Source organism: Chryseobacterium potabilaquae, from assembly GCF_902728265.1.
Classification (GTDB): Bacteria; Bacteroidota; Bacteroidia; order Flavobacteriales; family Weeksellaceae; genus Chryseobacterium; species Chryseobacterium potabilaquae.
In genome coordinates this window covers 1-18,314 of record NZ_CACVBR010000033.1, presented here as the reverse complement: position 1 = coordinate 18,314, position 18,314 = coordinate 1, and the positions used below count along the sequence as shown (strand labels likewise).

General features: G+C 31.2%; 20 protein-coding genes and 1 riboswitch. Of the genes, 11 read left to right on the top strand and 9 right to left on the bottom strand.

The window, feature by feature from the left end; genetic code table 11:
- Positions 1 to 68: 68 nt before the first annotated feature.
- The gene (gene rlmB / locus CHRY9293_RS14380; protein ID WP_162033614.1) at positions 69 to 818 is read right to left on the bottom strand and encodes a 23S rRNA (guanosine(2251)-2'-O)-methyltransferase RlmB; all 750 of its coding nucleotides are present in this window, start codon (positions 816 to 818) and stop codon (positions 69 to 71) included.
- A 105-nt stretch (positions 819 to 923) separates the two neighbouring features.
- Entirely contained in the window at positions 924 to 1,394 is a 471-nt protein-coding gene (locus CHRY9293_RS14375; protein WP_162033613.1) for a DinB family protein, read from the bottom strand.
- A gap of 254 nt (positions 1,395 to 1,648) precedes the next feature.
- On the opposite strand from CHRY9293_RS14375, the gene CHRY9293_RS14370 reads away from it, so the two are divergent.
- The 10 genes from CHRY9293_RS14370 (at position 1,649) to CHRY9293_RS14325 (ending at position 10,349) form a co-directional block, all read left to right on the top strand.
- Positions 1,649 to 2,653, top strand: coding sequence for an AAA family ATPase (locus CHRY9293_RS14370; RefSeq protein ID WP_122546620.1), 1,005 nt, complete (start codon positions 1,649 to 1,651; stop codon positions 2,651 to 2,653).
- The gene (locus CHRY9293_RS14365; protein WP_162033612.1) at positions 2,653 to 3,111 is read left to right on the top strand and encodes a GNAT family N-acetyltransferase; all 459 of its coding nucleotides are present in this window, start codon (positions 2,653 to 2,655) and stop codon (positions 3,109 to 3,111) included. Before CHRY9293_RS14370 ends, CHRY9293_RS14365 begins: the two co-directional genes overlap by 1 nt.
- An 8-nt stretch (positions 3,112 to 3,119) precedes the next feature.
- Positions 3,120 to 3,983 carry a DUF58 domain-containing protein gene (locus tag CHRY9293_RS14360; protein WP_162033611.1) on the top strand — a complete coding sequence of 288 codons (864 nt, stop codon included), beginning with the start codon at positions 3,120 to 3,122 and terminating at the stop codon, positions 3,981 to 3,983.
- Between the two features lie 59 nt (positions 3,984 to 4,042).
- Positions 4,043 to 4,939 (top strand): hypothetical protein, encoded by an 897-nt coding sequence (locus tag CHRY9293_RS14355; RefSeq protein WP_162033610.1) that lies wholly within the window; start codon positions 4,043 to 4,045, stop codon positions 4,937 to 4,939.
- Positions 4,932 to 5,924: a VWA domain-containing protein gene (locus CHRY9293_RS14350; protein WP_162033609.1), complete on the top strand. Its 993-nt coding sequence runs from the start codon at positions 4,932 to 4,934 to the stop codon at positions 5,922 to 5,924. The genes CHRY9293_RS14355 and CHRY9293_RS14350 overlap by 8 nt, the downstream gene beginning before the upstream one ends.
- Positions 5,924 to 6,931: a vWA domain-containing protein gene (locus tag CHRY9293_RS14345; RefSeq protein ID WP_162033608.1), complete on the top strand. Its 1,008-nt coding sequence runs from the start codon at positions 5,924 to 5,926 to the stop codon at positions 6,929 to 6,931. Before CHRY9293_RS14350 ends, CHRY9293_RS14345 begins: the two co-directional genes overlap by 1 nt.
- An 88-nt stretch (positions 6,932 to 7,019) precedes the next feature.
- Positions 7,020 to 7,757: a tetratricopeptide repeat protein gene (locus tag CHRY9293_RS14340; protein WP_162033607.1), complete on the top strand. Its 738-nt coding sequence runs from the start codon at positions 7,020 to 7,022 to the stop codon at positions 7,755 to 7,757.
- Positions 7,757 to 9,499, top strand: coding sequence for a BatD family protein (locus tag CHRY9293_RS14335; protein WP_162033606.1), 1,743 nt, complete (start codon positions 7,757 to 7,759; stop codon positions 9,497 to 9,499). Before CHRY9293_RS14340 ends, CHRY9293_RS14335 begins: the two co-directional genes overlap by 1 nt.
- 44 nt (positions 9,500 to 9,543) lie before the next feature.
- Complete coding sequence (locus CHRY9293_RS14330; RefSeq protein ID WP_122546627.1) at positions 9,544 to 10,146, top strand: MarC family protein; 603 nt, start codon at positions 9,544 to 9,546, stop codon at positions 10,144 to 10,146.
- Between the two features lie 5 nt (positions 10,147 to 10,151).
- Positions 10,152 to 10,349 (top strand): hypothetical protein, encoded by a 198-nt coding sequence (locus tag CHRY9293_RS14325; RefSeq protein WP_122635985.1) that lies wholly within the window; start codon positions 10,152 to 10,154, stop codon positions 10,347 to 10,349.
- 374 nt (positions 10,350 to 10,723) lie between these two features.
- Here the strand turns inward: CHRY9293_RS14325 and CHRY9293_RS14320 are convergent, their stop codons facing one another.
- The 5 genes from CHRY9293_RS14320 to CHRY9293_RS14300 form a co-directional block, all read right to left on the bottom strand.
- Positions 10,724 to 11,692 carry a chorismate-binding protein gene (locus CHRY9293_RS14320; protein ID WP_162033605.1) on the bottom strand — a complete coding sequence of 323 codons (969 nt, stop codon included), beginning with the start codon at positions 11,690 to 11,692 and terminating at the stop codon, positions 10,724 to 10,726.
- Between the two features lie 173 nt (positions 11,693 to 11,865).
- Positions 11,866 to 12,297 carry a PaaI family thioesterase gene (locus tag CHRY9293_RS14315; protein WP_162033604.1) on the bottom strand — a complete coding sequence of 144 codons (432 nt, stop codon included), beginning with the start codon at positions 12,295 to 12,297 and terminating at the stop codon, positions 11,866 to 11,868.
- A gap of 100 nt (positions 12,298 to 12,397) precedes the next feature.
- Positions 12,398 to 12,988, bottom strand: a complete 591-nt coding sequence (locus CHRY9293_RS14310) for a 1-acyl-sn-glycerol-3-phosphate acyltransferase (RefSeq protein WP_162033603.1) — start codon at positions 12,986 to 12,988, stop codon at positions 12,398 to 12,400.
- Positions 12,989 to 13,292: 304 nt separating this feature from the next.
- Positions 13,293 to 15,011, bottom strand: a complete 1,719-nt coding sequence (locus tag CHRY9293_RS14305) for a PspC domain-containing protein (protein ID WP_162033602.1) — start codon at positions 15,009 to 15,011, stop codon at positions 13,293 to 13,295.
- A 10-nt stretch (positions 15,012 to 15,021) separates the two neighbouring features.
- Complete coding sequence (locus CHRY9293_RS14300; RefSeq protein WP_122546633.1) at positions 15,022 to 15,351, bottom strand: PadR family transcriptional regulator; 330 nt, start codon at positions 15,349 to 15,351, stop codon at positions 15,022 to 15,024.
- A 403-nt stretch (positions 15,352 to 15,754) separates the two neighbouring features.
- Between CHRY9293_RS14300 and CHRY9293_RS14295 the strand changes: the two genes are divergently transcribed.
- Complete coding sequence (locus CHRY9293_RS14295; RefSeq protein ID WP_162033601.1) at positions 15,755 to 16,345, top strand: HD domain-containing protein; 591 nt, start codon at positions 15,755 to 15,757, stop codon at positions 16,343 to 16,345.
- A 53-nt stretch (positions 16,346 to 16,398) separates the two neighbouring features.
- On the opposite strand, the gene CHRY9293_RS14290 is transcribed toward CHRY9293_RS14295, so the two are convergent.
- A complete protein-coding gene (locus CHRY9293_RS14290; protein ID WP_122635992.1) occupies positions 16,399 to 16,782 on the bottom strand; it encodes an acyl-CoA thioesterase in 384 nt (127 codons plus the stop codon).
- A 112-nt stretch (positions 16,783 to 16,894) separates the two neighbouring features.
- A riboswitch (cobalamin riboswitch) is annotated at positions 16,895 to 17,077 on the bottom strand.
- A 34-nt stretch (positions 17,078 to 17,111) separates the two neighbouring features.
- Entirely contained in the window at positions 17,112 to 17,933 is an 822-nt protein-coding gene (locus tag CHRY9293_RS14285) for a hypothetical protein (protein WP_228455546.1), read from the bottom strand.
- Between the last annotated feature and the right edge of the window lie 381 nt (positions 17,934 to 18,314).

Sequence of the window (18,314 nt, the reverse complement as noted above, 5' to 3'; positions counted from 1 at the left end):
TGAGATTTAATTTTTACATTTTATATAAATTAAATAAACATACAGATCAAGATATCCAGGTTTCTATTTTATAGATTGATAGTGGTTGACATTTTTTGTCTTACAGCCTCATATAAAATAGCTCCACAGGCTACAGAAACGTTGAGAGACTGTGTTTTTCCTTCAATAGGTAATTTTATTTTTTCGTCAGAATGATGCAATACTTCTTTAGAAATACCTGTTTCTTCATTTCCCATTACTATAGCACATGGCTCTTTAAAGTCTACGTCATAAATCAGTTTTTGTGCTTTTTCACTCGCAGCAAAAATAGAAATTCCACTTTGTTGGAGGAAGTCTACCGTATGAGCTAAATTAGCTTCTTTACAGATTTTAACATTATAAATAGCTCCTGCAGAAGTCTTAATCGCATCAGAATTAATAGGTGCAGCCCCTTTTTCAGGGATAATTACAGCATCAATCCCCACACATTCTGCTGTTCGACAAATAGCCCCAAAATTTCTCACATCCGTTAATCTATCTAAAATTAATAGAAAAGGTGTTTTTCCTTCTTCAAATAGCTGAGGTACAATGTCTTCAATTTTATGAAAAGGAACATCTGAAATAAAGGCGATAATACCTTGGTGGTTTTTTCTCGTAATACGATTTAATTTTTCTACCGGAACATAATTCGGACGGATTTTATTTTTCGATAAAATCGCTTTCAATTCTGCATAAATAGGACCTTGCAATGCATTTTGCACAAAGATCTTGTCAATTGTTTTTCCTGCTTCAATCGCTTCAATTACGGGACGAAGCCCGAAAATAAAATCGTCTTTCATTGATTTGTTTAAATTTTTATGTATAAGGTTAAATTGTAAAGCTAAGATTCAATTTATTAGAATTATAACTTATAGCTTTTAACACTTTTCTTATTATTGTTTGTTTTAATATTTCTCTCCTAAAATGGCTCTCTTTTGTGCCATTACATACCCATAGTGAAGACTTTCATGCATATTATTAAAGATAATAGCGTCCTGAACACTTTTCAAATCCATTCCAAAGCTTGTAGTATAAGGGGTATAATCTGAAAAAAAATCGTTATCATAGTCTTTCATTAAAATTTTTGAAGTTTCAGTGAGTAAAAATTCTAAATCTTCAATTTCTGACTGTTTAACATTTAAATTAGGAAGCGTTCCTTTTTTATATGTTTCGATCCAATATTTGTCAATTCTAAAAGGATTACCACTTAAATAATAATGTAAGAGCTGTTGGGTTGCCACAGTATGCGCAATATTCCAGTACATATTATTATTAAAACCATCAGGAATATGCAAAAGATCTTCATGAGATGTGTTTTGCAAAATATCCAAAAGATTTTTTCTGACTTGTTTATGGGCTTGAAAATGATAATTCATTTTACCAAATTTTTAATCTTCAAAAATAGTTTAATAAACTGGAAGTGACAATTTTTGAATAAGAGATTCCCATGAATTTTATATCTTTTTAAGAAAAAATAGGAGATTATAGATAAATGATGGCTATTCGCCTATTTTTTTACTCTATTTAAGACATTAGAATATTTAACAAATTTTAACTCAAAAATGGCATTCATTGTGTTGATTAATGCAAGTATTTATTAGAAATTTACCAATTATTATTACATTAAGCTATGTCAGATACATATCAAGCAGAAGACATTCGTCAGTTAACAGAAAAAATAAAAGAAAAAAACTATTTATTTACTCTTCTGAGACAAGAAATTAATAAAGTGATTATTGGTCAAGAATATATGATCGATCGTCTCTTGATAGGGCTTTTAGGGAATGGACATATTTTATTGGAGGGAGTGCCTGGATTGGCTAAAACATTAGCCATAAAAACGTTGTCGGAAGCTGTTCATGGTGACTTTTCAAGGATTCAGTTTACTCCGGATCTCTTGCCTGCAGATGTTGTGGGAACGATGATTTATAATATTAAGGATAATGATTTTTCAATAAAAAAAGGACCTGTTTTTGCCAATTTTGTCCTTGCAGATGAAATTAATCGGGCACCGGCAAAGGTTCAGTCTGCTCTTTTAGAAGTGATGCAAGAAAAGCAAGTTACTATTGGAGATGAGACCATGACACTTCCTAAACCTTTTTTAGTGTTAGCTACTCAAAATCCAATAGATCAGGAAGGTACCTATCTTTTACCTGAGGCACAGAGCGACCGTTTTATGTTAAAATGCACGATAGATTATCCAGGTTTTGAAGATGAAAGAACGGTCATGAGAATGGTTTCTACTTCCCATCAGCCAGTTGTTAAACCTGTAATTTCTCTTCAAGATATTCTTGATGCCAAAGAACTTATTAATCAGATTTATTTGGATGAAAAAATTGAAAAATATATTCTAGATATGGTTTTCGCTACGCGTTATCCTGAACAATATGGACTCTCTGAACTTAAAAATTATATTAGTTTTGGAGCGTCTCCTAGAGCATCTATTAATTTAGCCATTGCATCTAGAGCGTATGCATTTTTAAAAGGAAGAGCTTTTGTTATTCCGGAAGATGTAAAAGAATTGGCGAAGGATATATTAAGGCATAGAATGGGGCTAACGTTTGAGGCAGAGGCAGAAGAAATTTCTACAGAAGAAATCATTACAAGGATTTTAGCAAAAATTCAAGCGCCCTAATGAGTGAGGCATTTATTAGAAAAGCAGTCCGAGAGGATTGTGCTGAGATGCTACATTTGATCAGAGAGCTTGCTGAATATGAAAAAGCGTTACATGAAGTAACGTTAGACCTAGAGCAATTTATTGAAGATGGATTTGGAGAAGATCCCGTTTGGGGAGCTTTTGTTGCCGAGATAAATGGAGAAATTGTAGGTATTTCATTATATTATGATCGATATTCTACTTGGAAAGGAAGAAGACTATATCTTGAAGATCTGGTAGTAACAGAAAGAATGAGAGGAAAGCAGATTGGGAAAAAATTGTTTGAGGCTACATTGGAATATGGAAAATCTAAGCAATATAGCGGAATGGTTTTCCAGGTGTTAAATTGGAATGAACCGGCTATCAATTTTTATAAAAAATATAATCCAAAGTTTGATGATGAATGGTTCAATGTGTCAATAGAGCTCAAACCCTAAACTATTGTATGCAAATAAAAGATATTGTAAAAAAAGTAAAGCAAATAGAAATTCGTACCCGTAAAAAGACGGAAGCCACTTTAATGGGACAATATCATAGTGCTTTTAAAGGCCAGGGAATGACATTTTCTGAAGTTCGTCCTTATCAGTTTGGTGATGAGATTCGGAGAATCGATTGGAATAAGACTGCTCGTTTTCGTGAGCCATTTGTAAAAGTAATGGAGGAAGAAAGAGAGCTAACCATGATGTTATTGATTGATATTTCTGCTTCAATGGATTATGGAACTAAAACCCAATTAAAAAGAGAATTTGTTGCGGAAATTGCTGCTAGCTTAGGATTCTCTGCAGCAGGGAATAATGATAAAGTGGGACTGATTTTATTTGCTGATAAGGTTTATAAAGTAATACCACCGCAAAAAGGAAGAAAACATATTCTTTCCATTATTAGTAATATTTTAACGGCAGACTATATTCCCGCTGAATCTAAAATTGATAAGGCATTAGAATATATGATGGGAATTTTTAAAAGAAAATCATTGGTTTTTTTACTTTCCGATTTTGAAGATGAGTATGATGCCAAAATATTACGAGTGGCTTCCAGGAAACATAATTTATTGGGAATGAGAGTTTATGATGAAAAAGATAATGAGATTCCAGATATTGGATATACTTTATTATATGATTCTGAAACAGGAAAACAAGTTTGGGCAAATACATCTGATGTAAGATGGAGATATACATTTGCAGAAGCGCAAAAGAAGAAAATTAGAATGTTAGAAGAAGACTTTGTAAACAGTTCTGCAGGGTTTATGAATATTAATACCGGTGCAGATTATTCAAAACTATTATATAATTATTTTCAAAAAAAATAGCATTAAAATATTTTTATCACTCTTTAGATTGAGAATAATTAGAAAATTTATTACGTAAATTGAAAAAAATACTACTTATACTATGCTTATTTATCTGTGCTAATGCTTTTTCACAGATACTTTCCTCCAATCTTGAAAAAAAGACGATTGCGTTGGGAGAGCTGGATCATTTTATTATAAGAATTGATAATATTGGTGATCAACAAGTAATAGCTGCTCCTAAAAATGAGTTGCTTCCTTTCCATTTTGAAGAAACCAAAGACAGTATTGGGCAAAACCAAAATATGTATGAGCGAAAAATTGAGTTTGCCGTTTTTGAAGAAGGAAAGTTCACTATTCCGGAATTAGAATTTAAAGTGGGAGACAGGATTTTTAAAACCATTTCTTATGAAGTGGATGTTATTAATACAGCTCAAAAAGGAGACCAAATCACTGATATTATGAACAATAAAGAAGTGAAGTTGGAAGCCCAAGATTATTGGGAGCTATATAAATTCTATATTTTAGCTGCCATTGCCATTATTGCACTTATTATTGCTATTATCATATTTGTAAAATGGGGTAGAAAAGCTAAAGAATCCCCAATTGTAGCAACCAACCAAACTTTAAAAGAGTTAGATAGTCTTAAAAAGAAAAAGTATATTGAGGGAGGAAACTATCGTTTATTTTATATAGAATTGATTGAGATATCTAGAAAATTTATTACAAAACAATATCATTTACCTGCCGAAGTACTTCTTACGGATGATCTTATTGATGTCATGAAAAAAAATAATACCATTTCAGAAGAAAATGAGAAAGTAATAGAAGATGTTTTTTTAAGAGGTGACATGGTTAAGTTTGCGAAAACATTTCCAAACCAAGAAGTAATGGAAAAAGATTTTACGGATATCAAAGCATTTGTAAAAAGATCTTCCAAAGATTTAGAATTTGAAAACTTAAGAAAGGATGTTTAATTTTGAGTTTTACAGCCCCTGGTTTCTGTTACTTTTTTTACTATTTATACCTCTTTTATTTAGAGATATAAGTAAAAAGAAAGTAAAAGGTATAAAAGTTCCTACTGTTAAAAATATGAACAGTAATGGAAATATTCGGTTGGTTCTTTTTCTACTTACCCTTTCAAAATATATTATTCTTTCTGCCCTTATTGTGGCGATGGCCAGGCCAAGAACCTTTACGATTTCACAAGATAGAGATGATACGAAAGGGGTTGATATTATGCTTTCTATCGATGTTTCATTGAGTATGCTTTCTCGAGATTTAACCCCAGATCGTATTTCGGCACTGAAAGATATAGCTGTAAAATTTGTTCAAAAACGTCCCAATGATAGAATTGGTGTAGTGGCATACGCTGCAGAAGCATTTACGAAGGTGCCAGTTACATCCGATCATGAAGTTGTTATTGATGAGATTAAGCATTTAAGTTCTGCTGGCTTGGAACCAGGAACAGCTATTGGTGAAGGACTTTCTGTGGCTGTAAATCATTTAATAAAAAGTAAAGCAAAAAGTAAAGTCATCATTTTAATGACTGATGGAGTAAGTAATATACAGAATGCAATACCACCACAAGTTGCTGCTGAATTGGCAAAAAATAATAATATAAGAGTATATTCAATTGGTATAGGAACGAACGGATATGCATTGATGCCAACATCGCAAGATATTTTTGGAGATTTGATTTTTACAGAAACAGAAGTTACTATCGATGAAAATACGCTTAGAGAGGTTGCACAAGAGACAGGGGGAAAATATTTTAGAGCAACTTCGAATAGTAGCTTGGAAGAAATTTATAATGAAATTAATCAGTTGGAAAAATCGGATGTGAAAGTTTCCAAGCTATATAATTATGAAGAATATTTTAAATTTTTCTTGTGGATTGCTTTAGCCATGTTAATTATTGATGCATTATTAAGATGGGTAATTTATAAAATTTTAAGCTGATGGATTGGTATTTAGGAAATTATTGGTGTTTATTATTATTGCTATTTTTACCCTTACTAGCTTCTTTTTTAATTCGTTATCTAAAATGGAAAAAAAAGAAACAAGAGATCTTTGCGGATAATAAATTTCATGAAGACCTTTTTGAGAAAAAATCAAATTTCACAAAGTTTTTTCCTGCTTTATATCTTTTAGCAACCTTGTTTTTGATATTCTCTATTATTGATCTTTTAAATGGTTCAGAAGAGATAAAGACGAATCAACGATTGAATAATGTAATTTTCATGTTGGATGTTTCCAATTCAATGAATACGGAAGATATTAATCCGAGTCGTTTAAATGAGGCCAAAAATCTCATGATCAATGCGATGCAGAAAATGAAAAATGATAAAGTAGGGATCGTAATATTTGCAGGACAGGCTACTTCTATTATGCCTTTGACTACAGATTATAATTCGGCAGAGACCTACATTAATGCTATTGAGACTAACACAATGCAGATTCAAGGGACTGATTTTTTAAAAGGAATGCAAATTGCAGCCGATAAATTTAAAAATGTAAGTAAGGGCTCTAGAAAAGTGGTATTATTAAGCGATGGAGAAGATAATGAAGGGAATGATAATGCAGCAATAAAATTAGCCAATAAAGAAGGAATTACAATTGTTTCAGTGGGGATAGGCTCTGATGAAGGGGGGCCGGTTCCAGAATATGTTTTTGGACAACTCATGGGATATAAATCCAATATTAATGGAGAAACAGTGATTTCTAAAAGACAGACCGATGCTCTTAAAAGTATGGCAACCTCCACAGGAGGCTCGTACATAGATGGGAACAATATGACTGAAGCTCCTGAAAAAATTATAGAAGCTCTTAATAAAAAAGCATCATCTTCAGAAACTTTAGTAAGGTCTCAAAATGCCAAGCATTATTATCAGTATTTCTTGGCTTTTTCTCTATTTTTCTTTATTTTAATTTATATTTTTAATCCTAAAAGAGATTTTAATGTTTAATTTAATATGTTGCATTCATGCTACTTTAACCCAATTTTAACAAATAAAACTCTGTTTATTAACATATAAAGGAATAATTTTGCACTTAATGAATACTAAAATCATTTTTTTGTCGTTAGTGGTTACTTGCATGTTCTCTAGTTTTTTATTCGGGCAGAAAAACTATAGGACTCTTATATATGAAGGTAATCAAAAATTTAATGGTAAAGACTATGATGGAGCGTCTTCGAAATATATGGAAGCCATAGAATCTAATGCGAAGGATTTTAATGCCCATTATAATTTGGGAAATGCATTGTATAAGAATAAAAAATATGCTGAGGCGAAAGCAGAATTTGAAAAAGCACAAAAGCTTTCACAAAACCTTCCCGATAAGGCTGCTGCTCTTCATAATTTGGGAAATGCATATATGCAAATGAACCAACCTGAAAAGGCTGCAGATTATTATAAGCAATCTCTTAAGCAAAGTCCAGGTAATGAGTCGACCAGGAAAAATTATGAAATTGCAAAGCTGAAAGAAAAAGAAAATCAGCAGAAAAAAGATCAGCAAAAAAACTCTGGTAAGGGGAATAATAAAGATCAACAAAAGGGTGATCAAAAAGATGACTCTAAGGATCAAAAACAAGATCAGGGAAATAATCAGGAAAACCAAGGAAAAGGACAAGGTGATGATTCTGATCAGAATAAGAAAAATGAAGGAACAATTCCTAAAGATCTTGAAAAAGCAATTTTAGAGAAAGTAAGTGATAAAGAAAAAGAAACTGCCAGAAGAATTTTAAATAAAAATTCTTATTCAATGCCCGAGAGCAATGAGAAAGATTGGTGATGCAGTACAAATTAAACTCCATATTATTCTTTTTAGTATCTGTAATTTCTTACGGACAGGTTAATTTTTCCATAACTCCTGACAAAAATAATTATAATGGGAAAGATATTATTAATCTTACGATTGTTCTTGAAATAAACGGAACAGAATTTAGTCGTCAAACGCCATTACGTTCTCCTGATTTATCAAAATTTAATATTATTGGGACGGGTTCAATGAATAATGAATTTGAAGACCCGGAAACCAATATTGCTATTTCACAATATGTAACAAGAATTGCTTTAGAGCCAAAACAAAAGGGCAAAGTAAAAATAGGTTCGTTTCTGGTGACGATTAATAATAAAGTTTACAAAACAGAACCGTTTGAAGTATTTGTAAAAGAAATAGATAAAAAATTAGTAGCGAATAACAATATTTCAAATGACGTCTATCTGAATATGGAAATCGAAGATCGTGAGGTTTATCAGGACCAACCTACGATTGCTGTTTTAAAGGTGTATTCTAGAAATATGGACAACTTTAGAAAGATTAAGAATATTAATCTTCCGGAACAGGAAAATATTAATGTTTATCCGGTGAGCTTTACAAAGTCCGATATATCACCTCCAAGCTATGGAGGAACTATGGCTTCACAGATCTTAGCTATTTTTATGGTGTTCCCTAATGAGGATGGATATGTTGAGGTTCCCCCGGTATCTGCATCGGTTAATACTTATAGTACTAAGAATAAAATCATTTCAAATAAGATTAAGCTGAATGTAAAAAAACTTCCTGAAGGAGCTCCTGCAAGCTTTAAAAATGCTGTGGGGAATTTTAATGTTTCCATATATAAAAGTTCTAAGGAAAAAATTGAGGCGAAAAAACCTGTAAATGTGATAATAAAGGTTACTGGAGAGGGAAACTTAACTCATATGGTATTACCTAAGATTGCTGAATCTCCCAACTATAAAGTATTCAATCCAAAAATAACATCTAAAGTATCACCAGGAAGTAAAGGTATTAAAGGGGAGGTTTTAGCCAACTATGTCGTTATTCCCAATAAAGATGGAGCTATTTCTATTGAAACAACAAAATTTTCGTTTTTCAATCCTGAAAATAAAGAATATGTTAATTTAGGTAAAAAGACATTACAATTGGATGTTCTTTCTCATAAGGAAGTAATAGAGTCTCGTACTACTGTGGAAACGGTAAATGAATATACCAATAATTTCTTAGAAACGGTGAATACTCCAGTTCTGAAGACTACCTCATTTAAGGTTAAAGAAAAAGATAAATTTCATTGGAGTATACTTTTAACAAATATTGCGATATTATTGGGTATATTTGTTATCTATTTATTATTTAAGAAGTGGCAAAAAAAACGAAATTTAGTTAAAGAAAATTCACAGTCAAAATCTTTAGGGTCTGTAGCAGAGACAGAAAATGAAATTAGAAGAACACTAGAGGCTGATGTGAATGATTATTTTAGTTATTTAGAAAACCTTAAAAATACGGGGGATTATCAAAAATTCTTTCTAATCGTGGAAGAGTTGGATTTAGAAGTTAGAAATCAATACGTTAAAGGTTCCAAAGAAGAGTTTGCTCACTTTCTTGCAGAATATAAAGGGATTGCTTTAAGTGAAGATTATCTGAACTTTTCACAAAAAATTCAAATAGAAAAGTATTCTCCTGTTAAATCTGCGGAAGGGATTGAGGAACTTTTAAAAGTGATTGTTAATTTGTACTCTCGGATTAGCAAATAGTTAATTTATTTTCATATTTTTGCGAAATTATTAAATACAAATTGATGGAGATTTTTAATAACTTTTCTATAAAAGAAATTGTAACATGTTTTATGGTTCTTTTTGCTGTGATCGATATTATTGGATCTGTTCCTATTGTTGTGAGTTTACAGCAGAAGTTTGGAAAAATCGAAGCAGGAAAAGCTTCTCTCACAGCTGGAGCTATTATGCTTATTTTTCTTTTTGTAGGAAACAAAATTCTTAAATTAATTGGTGTTGATGTTAATTCTTTTGCAATTGCGGGGGCTTTTGTTATTTTCATTATTGCATTGGAAATGATATTGGGCATTGAAATTAACAAATCCACAGAAGCTAAATCTGCCTCAATTGTTCCTATCGCTTTTCCTTTAGTTGCAGGAGCAGGTACTTTAACTACCACACTTTCCCTTAGAGCTGAATTTCATGATATTAATATTATTTTAGGAATTATTCTCAATACAATTTTTGTATATTTGGTGCTGAAATCGGCGAAATGGTTGGAGCAAAAAATGGGAGATGGAACATTATCTATTTTACAAAAAGTGTTTGGAATCGTTCTTTTAGCTATTTCAATTAAATTATTTACCGCAAATTTTGCCCAATTGGTGCAAACTTATATTAATTTTTAAAAATTATGCAAAAGTTTTATAAAGTATTTTTAATACTGTTTATTGTTTTTATAGCTGTTAATCTGTATGCTTTAGACTGGAGTTCAGAAGTTTTATCAGAAGATAATCTAAAGTTTGTATTTTCTATTGCTTCGGCAGTGATTGGTTTGATCTTACTTTTTGTTTTAGATACTTGGAGTAGGATTGGTGTAAAAAAGAAATAAACTCAATATTATATAAAATATAATCTCTTTCAAATAGTTTGGAAGAGATTTTTTTGTATAATGTGGTCTTAAGCCTGATTAACTGATGGTGTTCTTGTATAATTAAATTATTGTAAATCAGTGTTTTATTGTGTGCGTTTATTATTGTCTTAAAAAAAATATATCTTAGTTTTATAAAAAGATATAATTTGATGAAAAATAAAAACATTAAGAGGTTATCAACTGAAAAGCAAAATGAAGGGTAATCTCAAATATAACTTCTATAAATATTTCAAGGTCCAAAAATACTTCTAATGTATTTCTATATTAAAGAAGAAATTGTTGTAAAGCATAATATATATTGTTTAACGGAGGTAAAGGATTGTTTATAACAATTAAAGGATCACTAGATTTTTTAGGACAGCTTCAGATTTTAATTCTGTTTCCATCCATTCTTTTTCAGGAATACTTTGCGCTGTAATTCCCCCTCCAATAAATGAATGTATCGAATCTTGATACAGTTTTGCACATCTAAGGTTTACAAAAAACTGAATATAATCTTCTGTTTCAACTTTTATATATCCGGCATATAATTCGCGAGGAAACTTTTCAAAGGCCTTAATATTTTCTATGCAAAAATCTTTTGGGATTCCACATACCGCAGGAGTGGGGTGGAGTTGATGGATTATATTTTCTAAATCTTTCGGTTTTATTATTATTTTGAAATCCGTTCTGAGGTGCTTAATATTACCGGAAATATGATCATATGTGCTAGAGATTTGCAGATCCTCTGAATAGTTTTTAAGGATATTCTTAATATATTCTGATACAGGCTTTTGTTCTTCTTTTTCTTTTTCAGACCAAGATTCTGAAATAGGAAGAGTACCTGCAAGGCTCATTGTTTCAAATTCATAGGTGTTTTTATTGAATTTCCCTAATACTTCAGAAAATGCACCTATCCATGCATTTTTTCCATCATTAAAAAAGTACCTAAAAGCATTGGGATAAGCATTACATAGGTTTTTGAAACTTTCTTTTAGATCAACAAGAATAAAGTCTTTGAAAATTTTTCTTCTGGAATAAACTAACTTTGGGAGATTATGATCAACAATAACTTGTATTATATGCTCTAGTGTATGTAAATATTCATTTTTGGTTTCTTCAACAAAATGGTTTTCAGTGGTTGGTAAATGCTTATTGGTGATTATCAATTCCTCAAATTCTGTAGAATCAATTTCAATAATATTTCCTTTAAAATTAAGTTGAGTTAATCCATCAAAAGAATAAAATGTGATTGATTTTTTATATGTATTTTCATCTATTGAATAGAGCTTTTCATTGAAAGGGAATTTGAAATAAATCATAGGGTATTACTTGTACAAAAGTATTATTCAGGGCTGGTAGATTTTAAGTCTATTTTCTTTCTACAAAGGTATTATTAGTCTTGAAAAGGTCAAAATCAAAAGAATGAATTTTTTAGCCTAAATCTTTATATTCTAATTCTAATATACTAAAGATAGTTCACTTCTTGAAAAAATTATTTTGAAAGAATATTATTTGTCATTGTGGTATGGCTAATCAGCTGTCCCTCTTCATCGCGAATTTCAATTTCTGAAACATGTATTGTTTTTCCTTTTCTAATAAATCTAGCAGTACCTGTAATGATTCCATCTTTTTTGCTTCTTAAATGATTGGAATTGATATTAGTTCCCACGCCATAATACGAGCTTACATCAATAAATATATTGGATAGGCTGGATCCCATTGTTTCCGCTAATACACAGCTTGCCCCTCCATGCAAAATTCCAAATGGTTGATGTACTTTAGGCTGAACAGGCATTGTAGCAGTCAGAGTTTCATTTTCTATGTCGACATCAATAAATTTTATTTCTAAAGTTTTTGGCAAAGTGACCTCTTCACCCCAGCTATTGAGAAAATAAAGTATTTCTTCTTTTGTTAAATTTTTCATTTGATATAGATCTATTTTAGGTATTAAAGTATGTTACCATGAGCGCTGAAATTCTTTCATTATGGTAAAAGATTAATCAAGACTAATAGTAAGTCAATACTTATTCTTCAATCGTGTTCTTCATAAAATTGGGATTCCAATTGGCTGGTACTTTAGGTACAATATTGTTGTTTACGTAATACTCTTGAATTTCTTTCATGATTTCAGGAAAAGAAACGGATGCAATCCTTTCATAAGGAATAGTGTATCCTAAGTAGATAATCTTTTTATTAAAATCTCCTGCAGCAAGAACGATAGGTACTTTTGCGGTTAAAGCCATATGATAGAATCCTTTTCTCCATTTTGGAACCCAACTTCTTGTACCCTCAGGGGTAATGACTAAACTAAAGTCATCTTTTTCAAATTGTTTTGCCACAAAATTGATAAGATCGTTTTTCTGACTTCTATCGATACCAATTCCACCAAGTCCTTTCACAATACCACCATACCAAGCTTTTGTATGGGTATCTTTAATAATCACTTTTAAAGATTTTCCTAAACTCCAATAAGCAAAATTTCCCAAGGTGTATTCTACGTTATGAGTATGGGGTGCTACAACAAGGATACATCTGTTGAGATTGTTTATATCACCTTGCAAAACAACTTTCCATCCCATTAATTTGAGCATTAATTTGCCAATTAGTTTTTTCATAAAAATCGTATTATAAATAAAAAAGTATAACCACAACTTTGGCTATACTTTACAAATATATTGAAATATTATCGCTCCTAAAACAAACCGCTGATGAAATCTGCGATTTTTATTGCAATTTCTAATGCTACTTGTACCATTTTACTAAGTTTTGATTTGGGTTATTAATTTGTGACTAAGATAAGGTAATTTAATGGAAAACTAGCCATTATAATTAAATATTTTAGTTTTTTTGAGAGTAGAAGAGTGTGAATTTCAAACAATTGCCCTCCATTCACACCTTCCTGCCACTCTCTGCAGTTAATTATTTAGTTTTTATGGAAATTTCTTTTTTACCTTCTTTAATTTGAATATCTACATCGCCTTTCGTTTTCTCAATATCGGTTTTCATAGAGTCAATTACTTTTTTGGCCTGAGATTTTGGAACTTTTTTTCCATTGATAATAATACTATCTTTATCATCAGAATTATATTCAATGGTAGATCCATTTACAGTGATTTTATTTTTTTCAATTTTAATGTTTTTATTGTTACCATTTTCATCTTCGTCATCATCATTAACTCCATTTCCATCTAAATCTCCATTGAAATCAATAATATCTTTTCTTGCAGGAATTACAACCATATTTTCAGGAATAACCAATTCATAATCTATTCTATAGTCTCTGAATCTATGAGCATACGGATATTTTATGTAATTAGGAAGCATCACTTTATTTCCGGATATTTCTACAGGTACATTCACTTGAAGCGGTATATTATATCCTTTTGCTTCTTTCTTAATAATAAGATAAGGACTTTTTACATTTGGTTTTCTAGTCACATCAACATAAACATAATCTTTTTCAAATACAGATTGCTTATCTGAATATAGATCATCTTCATATCCTGTAAAGCTTTGTGGAACAGTTATTTGTTTTACGTCAACATATAAACTATCAGAATTGGTATTAATAGAAATCTCTTCGGTATCTTCTTTATGACCTTTCAAAAACATTTCTTTTTTTGCCATACTTACTCCAAAATATGTAGATACTGAAATTAGACCTAAGAACAATGCTCCTAATACCCAACCTGTATTTCTTAATTTTGTTTTTGGAGAAATTAATTTAATACTGAGTAATGCAAATAGTATCGCGGGAATTAAACTTCCTAAAATAATCATAGCCATAATAACATATTTCATTCCATCGTTGTCGAAATAGAAATTCATATGACTTATAGGAGGAAAATCATTATTGCCCATGAATCCAAATACTACAAATACTCCAATTAAGCATGAGAAGGAAATTAATCCGAAAATACCCCCTAAAATATATCTAACAGCATTCCAAATTCCACTGCCCGCATTGTTGATGTAAGGCTTATTTTCTATATAAATTTCTCCAACTCTTTGAGTAGATTCATTAGCAAATTGAACTAATTTATTAGATTCACTTTTAAGATTATCGAAATTCATAGGTTTTCCCTTCATTTTCAAAAAATCAGCTGCTGACTCTGCTTTTGGCAATACAATCCAAAGGATAACATAGAGTAATCCTATTAAGGAAGAGGAAATGGCAGCGGTAAAGATCCCTAGTATAAATACACCCAACCAAATAGCTCTCATAGCTGTAATATCCATTCCTACATAGTGAGCTAATCCTGCGCAAACACCTGCGATTTTTTGTCTTTCAGGGTCGCGGAATAATTGTTTTTTATCTGTATAATTAGTACCCGAATTTGTTTTTTTAGAATTGTTTTTTTCAGAATAATAAGCTTCTTCTTGTTCTTCTATTTTTTCAGGAGTACCAATCTGGTTAATTACCTTTTCAACATCGGTATCATTGATTACTTCACGTTTACCTAGCGAATCTCTGAAAATTTCAACCATTCTGATTTCTATGTCATGCATTACCTCATCTGCTTCAGAAACATCTAATGAGCTTCTAAGAGCATTCAGATAGTCGCTGAGCTTTATATATGCGTGTTCTTCTATGGTAAAAGAAAAACCTGCGAGTCCTATTGAGAGTGTCTTGTTCATAGCTTTGTTTTTAAATTTTTTGAGTAATTTGGTTTACTGAATCCGTTAATTCATTCCAGGTATTTTGGAGTTCATCTAAAAACAGTTTTCCTTTTTCTGTTATTTGATAGTACTTTCTAGGGGGGCCTCCTGTGGACTCTTCCCATCTGTAAGAAAGAAATTCTCCATTTTTTAATCTTGTTAAAAGAGGGTATAGTGTACCTTCTACCACATCTAGTTTTCCCTTTTTAAGCTCATCTATGAGGTCGGAAACATACATTTCACGAAGATTGATGAGACTTAAAATACAGAATTCCAGAATTCCTTTTCGCATTTGCGCTTTGGTATTTTCAGTATTCATCTTTAATAAAGTTTTGTTAATTAGTTATATATTGGTTTAGAATAATGTTCCTAGCTAGTTGAACGTATTCTAATCTTACATTACAAAGATATATAATTAAAATGGTATTATGCAATACAAAGTAGTGTTTTTTTTGAAATAATGAATTAATGTGTTGTAAATCAGTTGTATAAATTTTGTTGAAAAATGGGGTCTCTAGATAATTGATGATAATTTTATCAAAAATATCATACTTTTGATGGTGATTTGTATTTTTATGCAATTATTTTATAGTAAATATATCATATGAACGCTCAATTGTATGTAAAGAGAAAATGAAGCGCATTTTATGAGTAACTTATATAATGATGGGTAGAATAGTAAGCTAAAGAAACTGAAAAATCGAATAATAATATAGATACGAATGAAAATACAAAAGGAAGTAGATTTTATTTTGGCTGTAGATGCCTTGAAAAATGTACAAAGAAGAAACTTTAATGCGGATGATAATAGGAGAGAGAATACTGCAGAGCACTCATGGCAGATTATTATTTTAGCTCAAATTCTTTTTCCTTATGCGAAAAATAGAGAAGATATTGATCTTCTTCGAGTGATCAGAATGCTTTCTATTCATGATTTAGTAGAAATAGAAGCGGGCGATACTTTTTTGTTTGATGAAAAAGCAATGGTGGGAAAATTTGAGCGAGAAAAATTATCGGCTCAAAATATTTTTGGAATTCTTGATGAACCGCTGCGTTCAGATTTCTTTAATCTTTGGTTGGAATTTGAAGAAGAGAAAACTGCTGATGCCGTTTTTGCATGTTCAATAGATAGGATTATGCCATTTATTCTAAATTCACATACTTCAGGAAAAAGCTGGACGGAGGCTGGAGTGACTGAAAAACAAATTAGAAATATGCTTGAAAATGCAATCGGTCGAGCATCAGATGAAATGGGAGAGGCCTTTGAGCTGTTATTAAATAAAAGTCTTGAAACTGAAAAAGTCTTGAAATAATATAAAAGAAAATGAGTTTTGGCAAGTAAAATTGCCAAAACTCGTCACTATATTTATAGTATTTGGATTGGTTTCTTCAATTCATCAATGGCTACAAAAGTAAAGTCTCCTACAATGGCTCTTTCTCTTTCATAGGAATACATTTGTTCAGTATAGATTTCTACATTTACTTTCATACTGGTTTTTCCTACATATACCACTTTTCCGATCAACTCTATTATAGTCCCGGCCGGAATAGGTTTTTTGAAATCAATTTTATCACTGCTTACAGTAACAACTCTTTTTCTAGCGAATCGGGTAGCAGTAATGAATGCAACTTCATCCATTAATTGCATGGCAGTCCCTCCGAAAAGAGTATCATAATGGTTGGTTGTATTAGGGAAAACGGCTTTAAAAATTCTAGTTTCTGATGATGTAATTCTTTCTTCAGTAGTCATATTTCATTATTAATTAAAACGAAATGAAATAGTATTGAGATAACAGACCGGAGAGACACGGATAACCCTCTTAGAATTATATCAAATCAATTAACTTCAGATCGCGAAAGTTTTTTGTTTAAAGAAAAAGGCAGGTCTCCTGACTTATGACATCTTTGATCTCCTTCCCATGATAAACACAGTGGATATATTTGATCAAGATTTTTTGTCACTTACAGTTGCGCGACAGTTCGTGATTTTCACACGATTCCCATTTAATCTACAGCTAAGCAGAGCCAATTTCCGGAAAGCAAGTTGCTTTCGGTACAAAAGTAATAAATATTAATGAATTATTCAGGATTATTGAAAATGATTTGATTGATTACTTTTCCTTCTTTTATTGTCCAAAGGGTGGTGTATCTATTTTCACCAGATCCATTAATCATATAAAGAAAAATATGATCATTATCAATAGCAGTAACTCCTATATTGTTGAAATCCATGGTAGGCTGAAACATATTTTTAATAGCTTCTCTTACAAATACAGAACCTCTTTCGGGTTGTTGTACTCTAATCGATTTAATTTCAGTCATATTTTCCGGTAATTCATTGCTAATTCCCCAAGGTTTAATTTTGTCAATAGTAAGAATTTTTCCGGAAGCATCTTTTTCCTGTTTACGGTATCCTGCGTTAGAAGGGTAGATATCAATAATAACTTTAGTCCTTTGATTAGTCGGTATTTTGGGATTGGTATTATCTGTGAAAATAAGAGATTTCCCATTTTTAGATTTAGAAGGAGTGAATTGAGGTAATTGATCAATAAAGGCAATTCGATCTTTATTTACCATCCCTTCCTTATTGAGTGTATCGTATCTTACAAAAGGTTTTTCAGTCTCATTTTTTTCCGGGTACTTTATCCATATCCACTCTGTTTCTCCAGGAGCTGGTTTTACGTAAACAAATACATCGCCTCTCCGCATACGGATCTTATCTATAATTTTTCTATAATTATCCTTGGGAACACGCACCATTGCATAGCCTTCTTCAGCTTTTACAACTCCAAATGGAACTTTGGTTTGTCCCTGTACAATAGGAAAGGAAAAGAAACTCAATGAAGATAATAAGAAAAGCTTTTGTAAGATAGTCATTACTCTAATAGATTTGTAATTCAAAGATATTAAATTAAATGCTTTTTGGACGATAATTGTTGGAGTAAATCATCTATTGGATTGAATCTATGGAGAAATAGTGACTATCCATTGGTAATGTTAGTAAGAATAAGTTTTTGCTGAAAACTGTTCACTGAAAGAAACAAAAGAGTTTTTTTCATAGAGTAATTTTTTAATTCAAACTAAATTACGAAAAATGGATTGTATTTATTTAAAAAAGAGAATGTTATTCAACACTCTCTTCACTTATTTATAGGTGACACTATCTCGTAAAGTGTGTAAGTTAAAAAGTTAGGCTTGGATTTATAATCTGAGCCTTTTTTCAAAAATAAGCATAAATTGGTTGAGAACAATACCCCAATTTCGAATAGGCATGGTCCATTT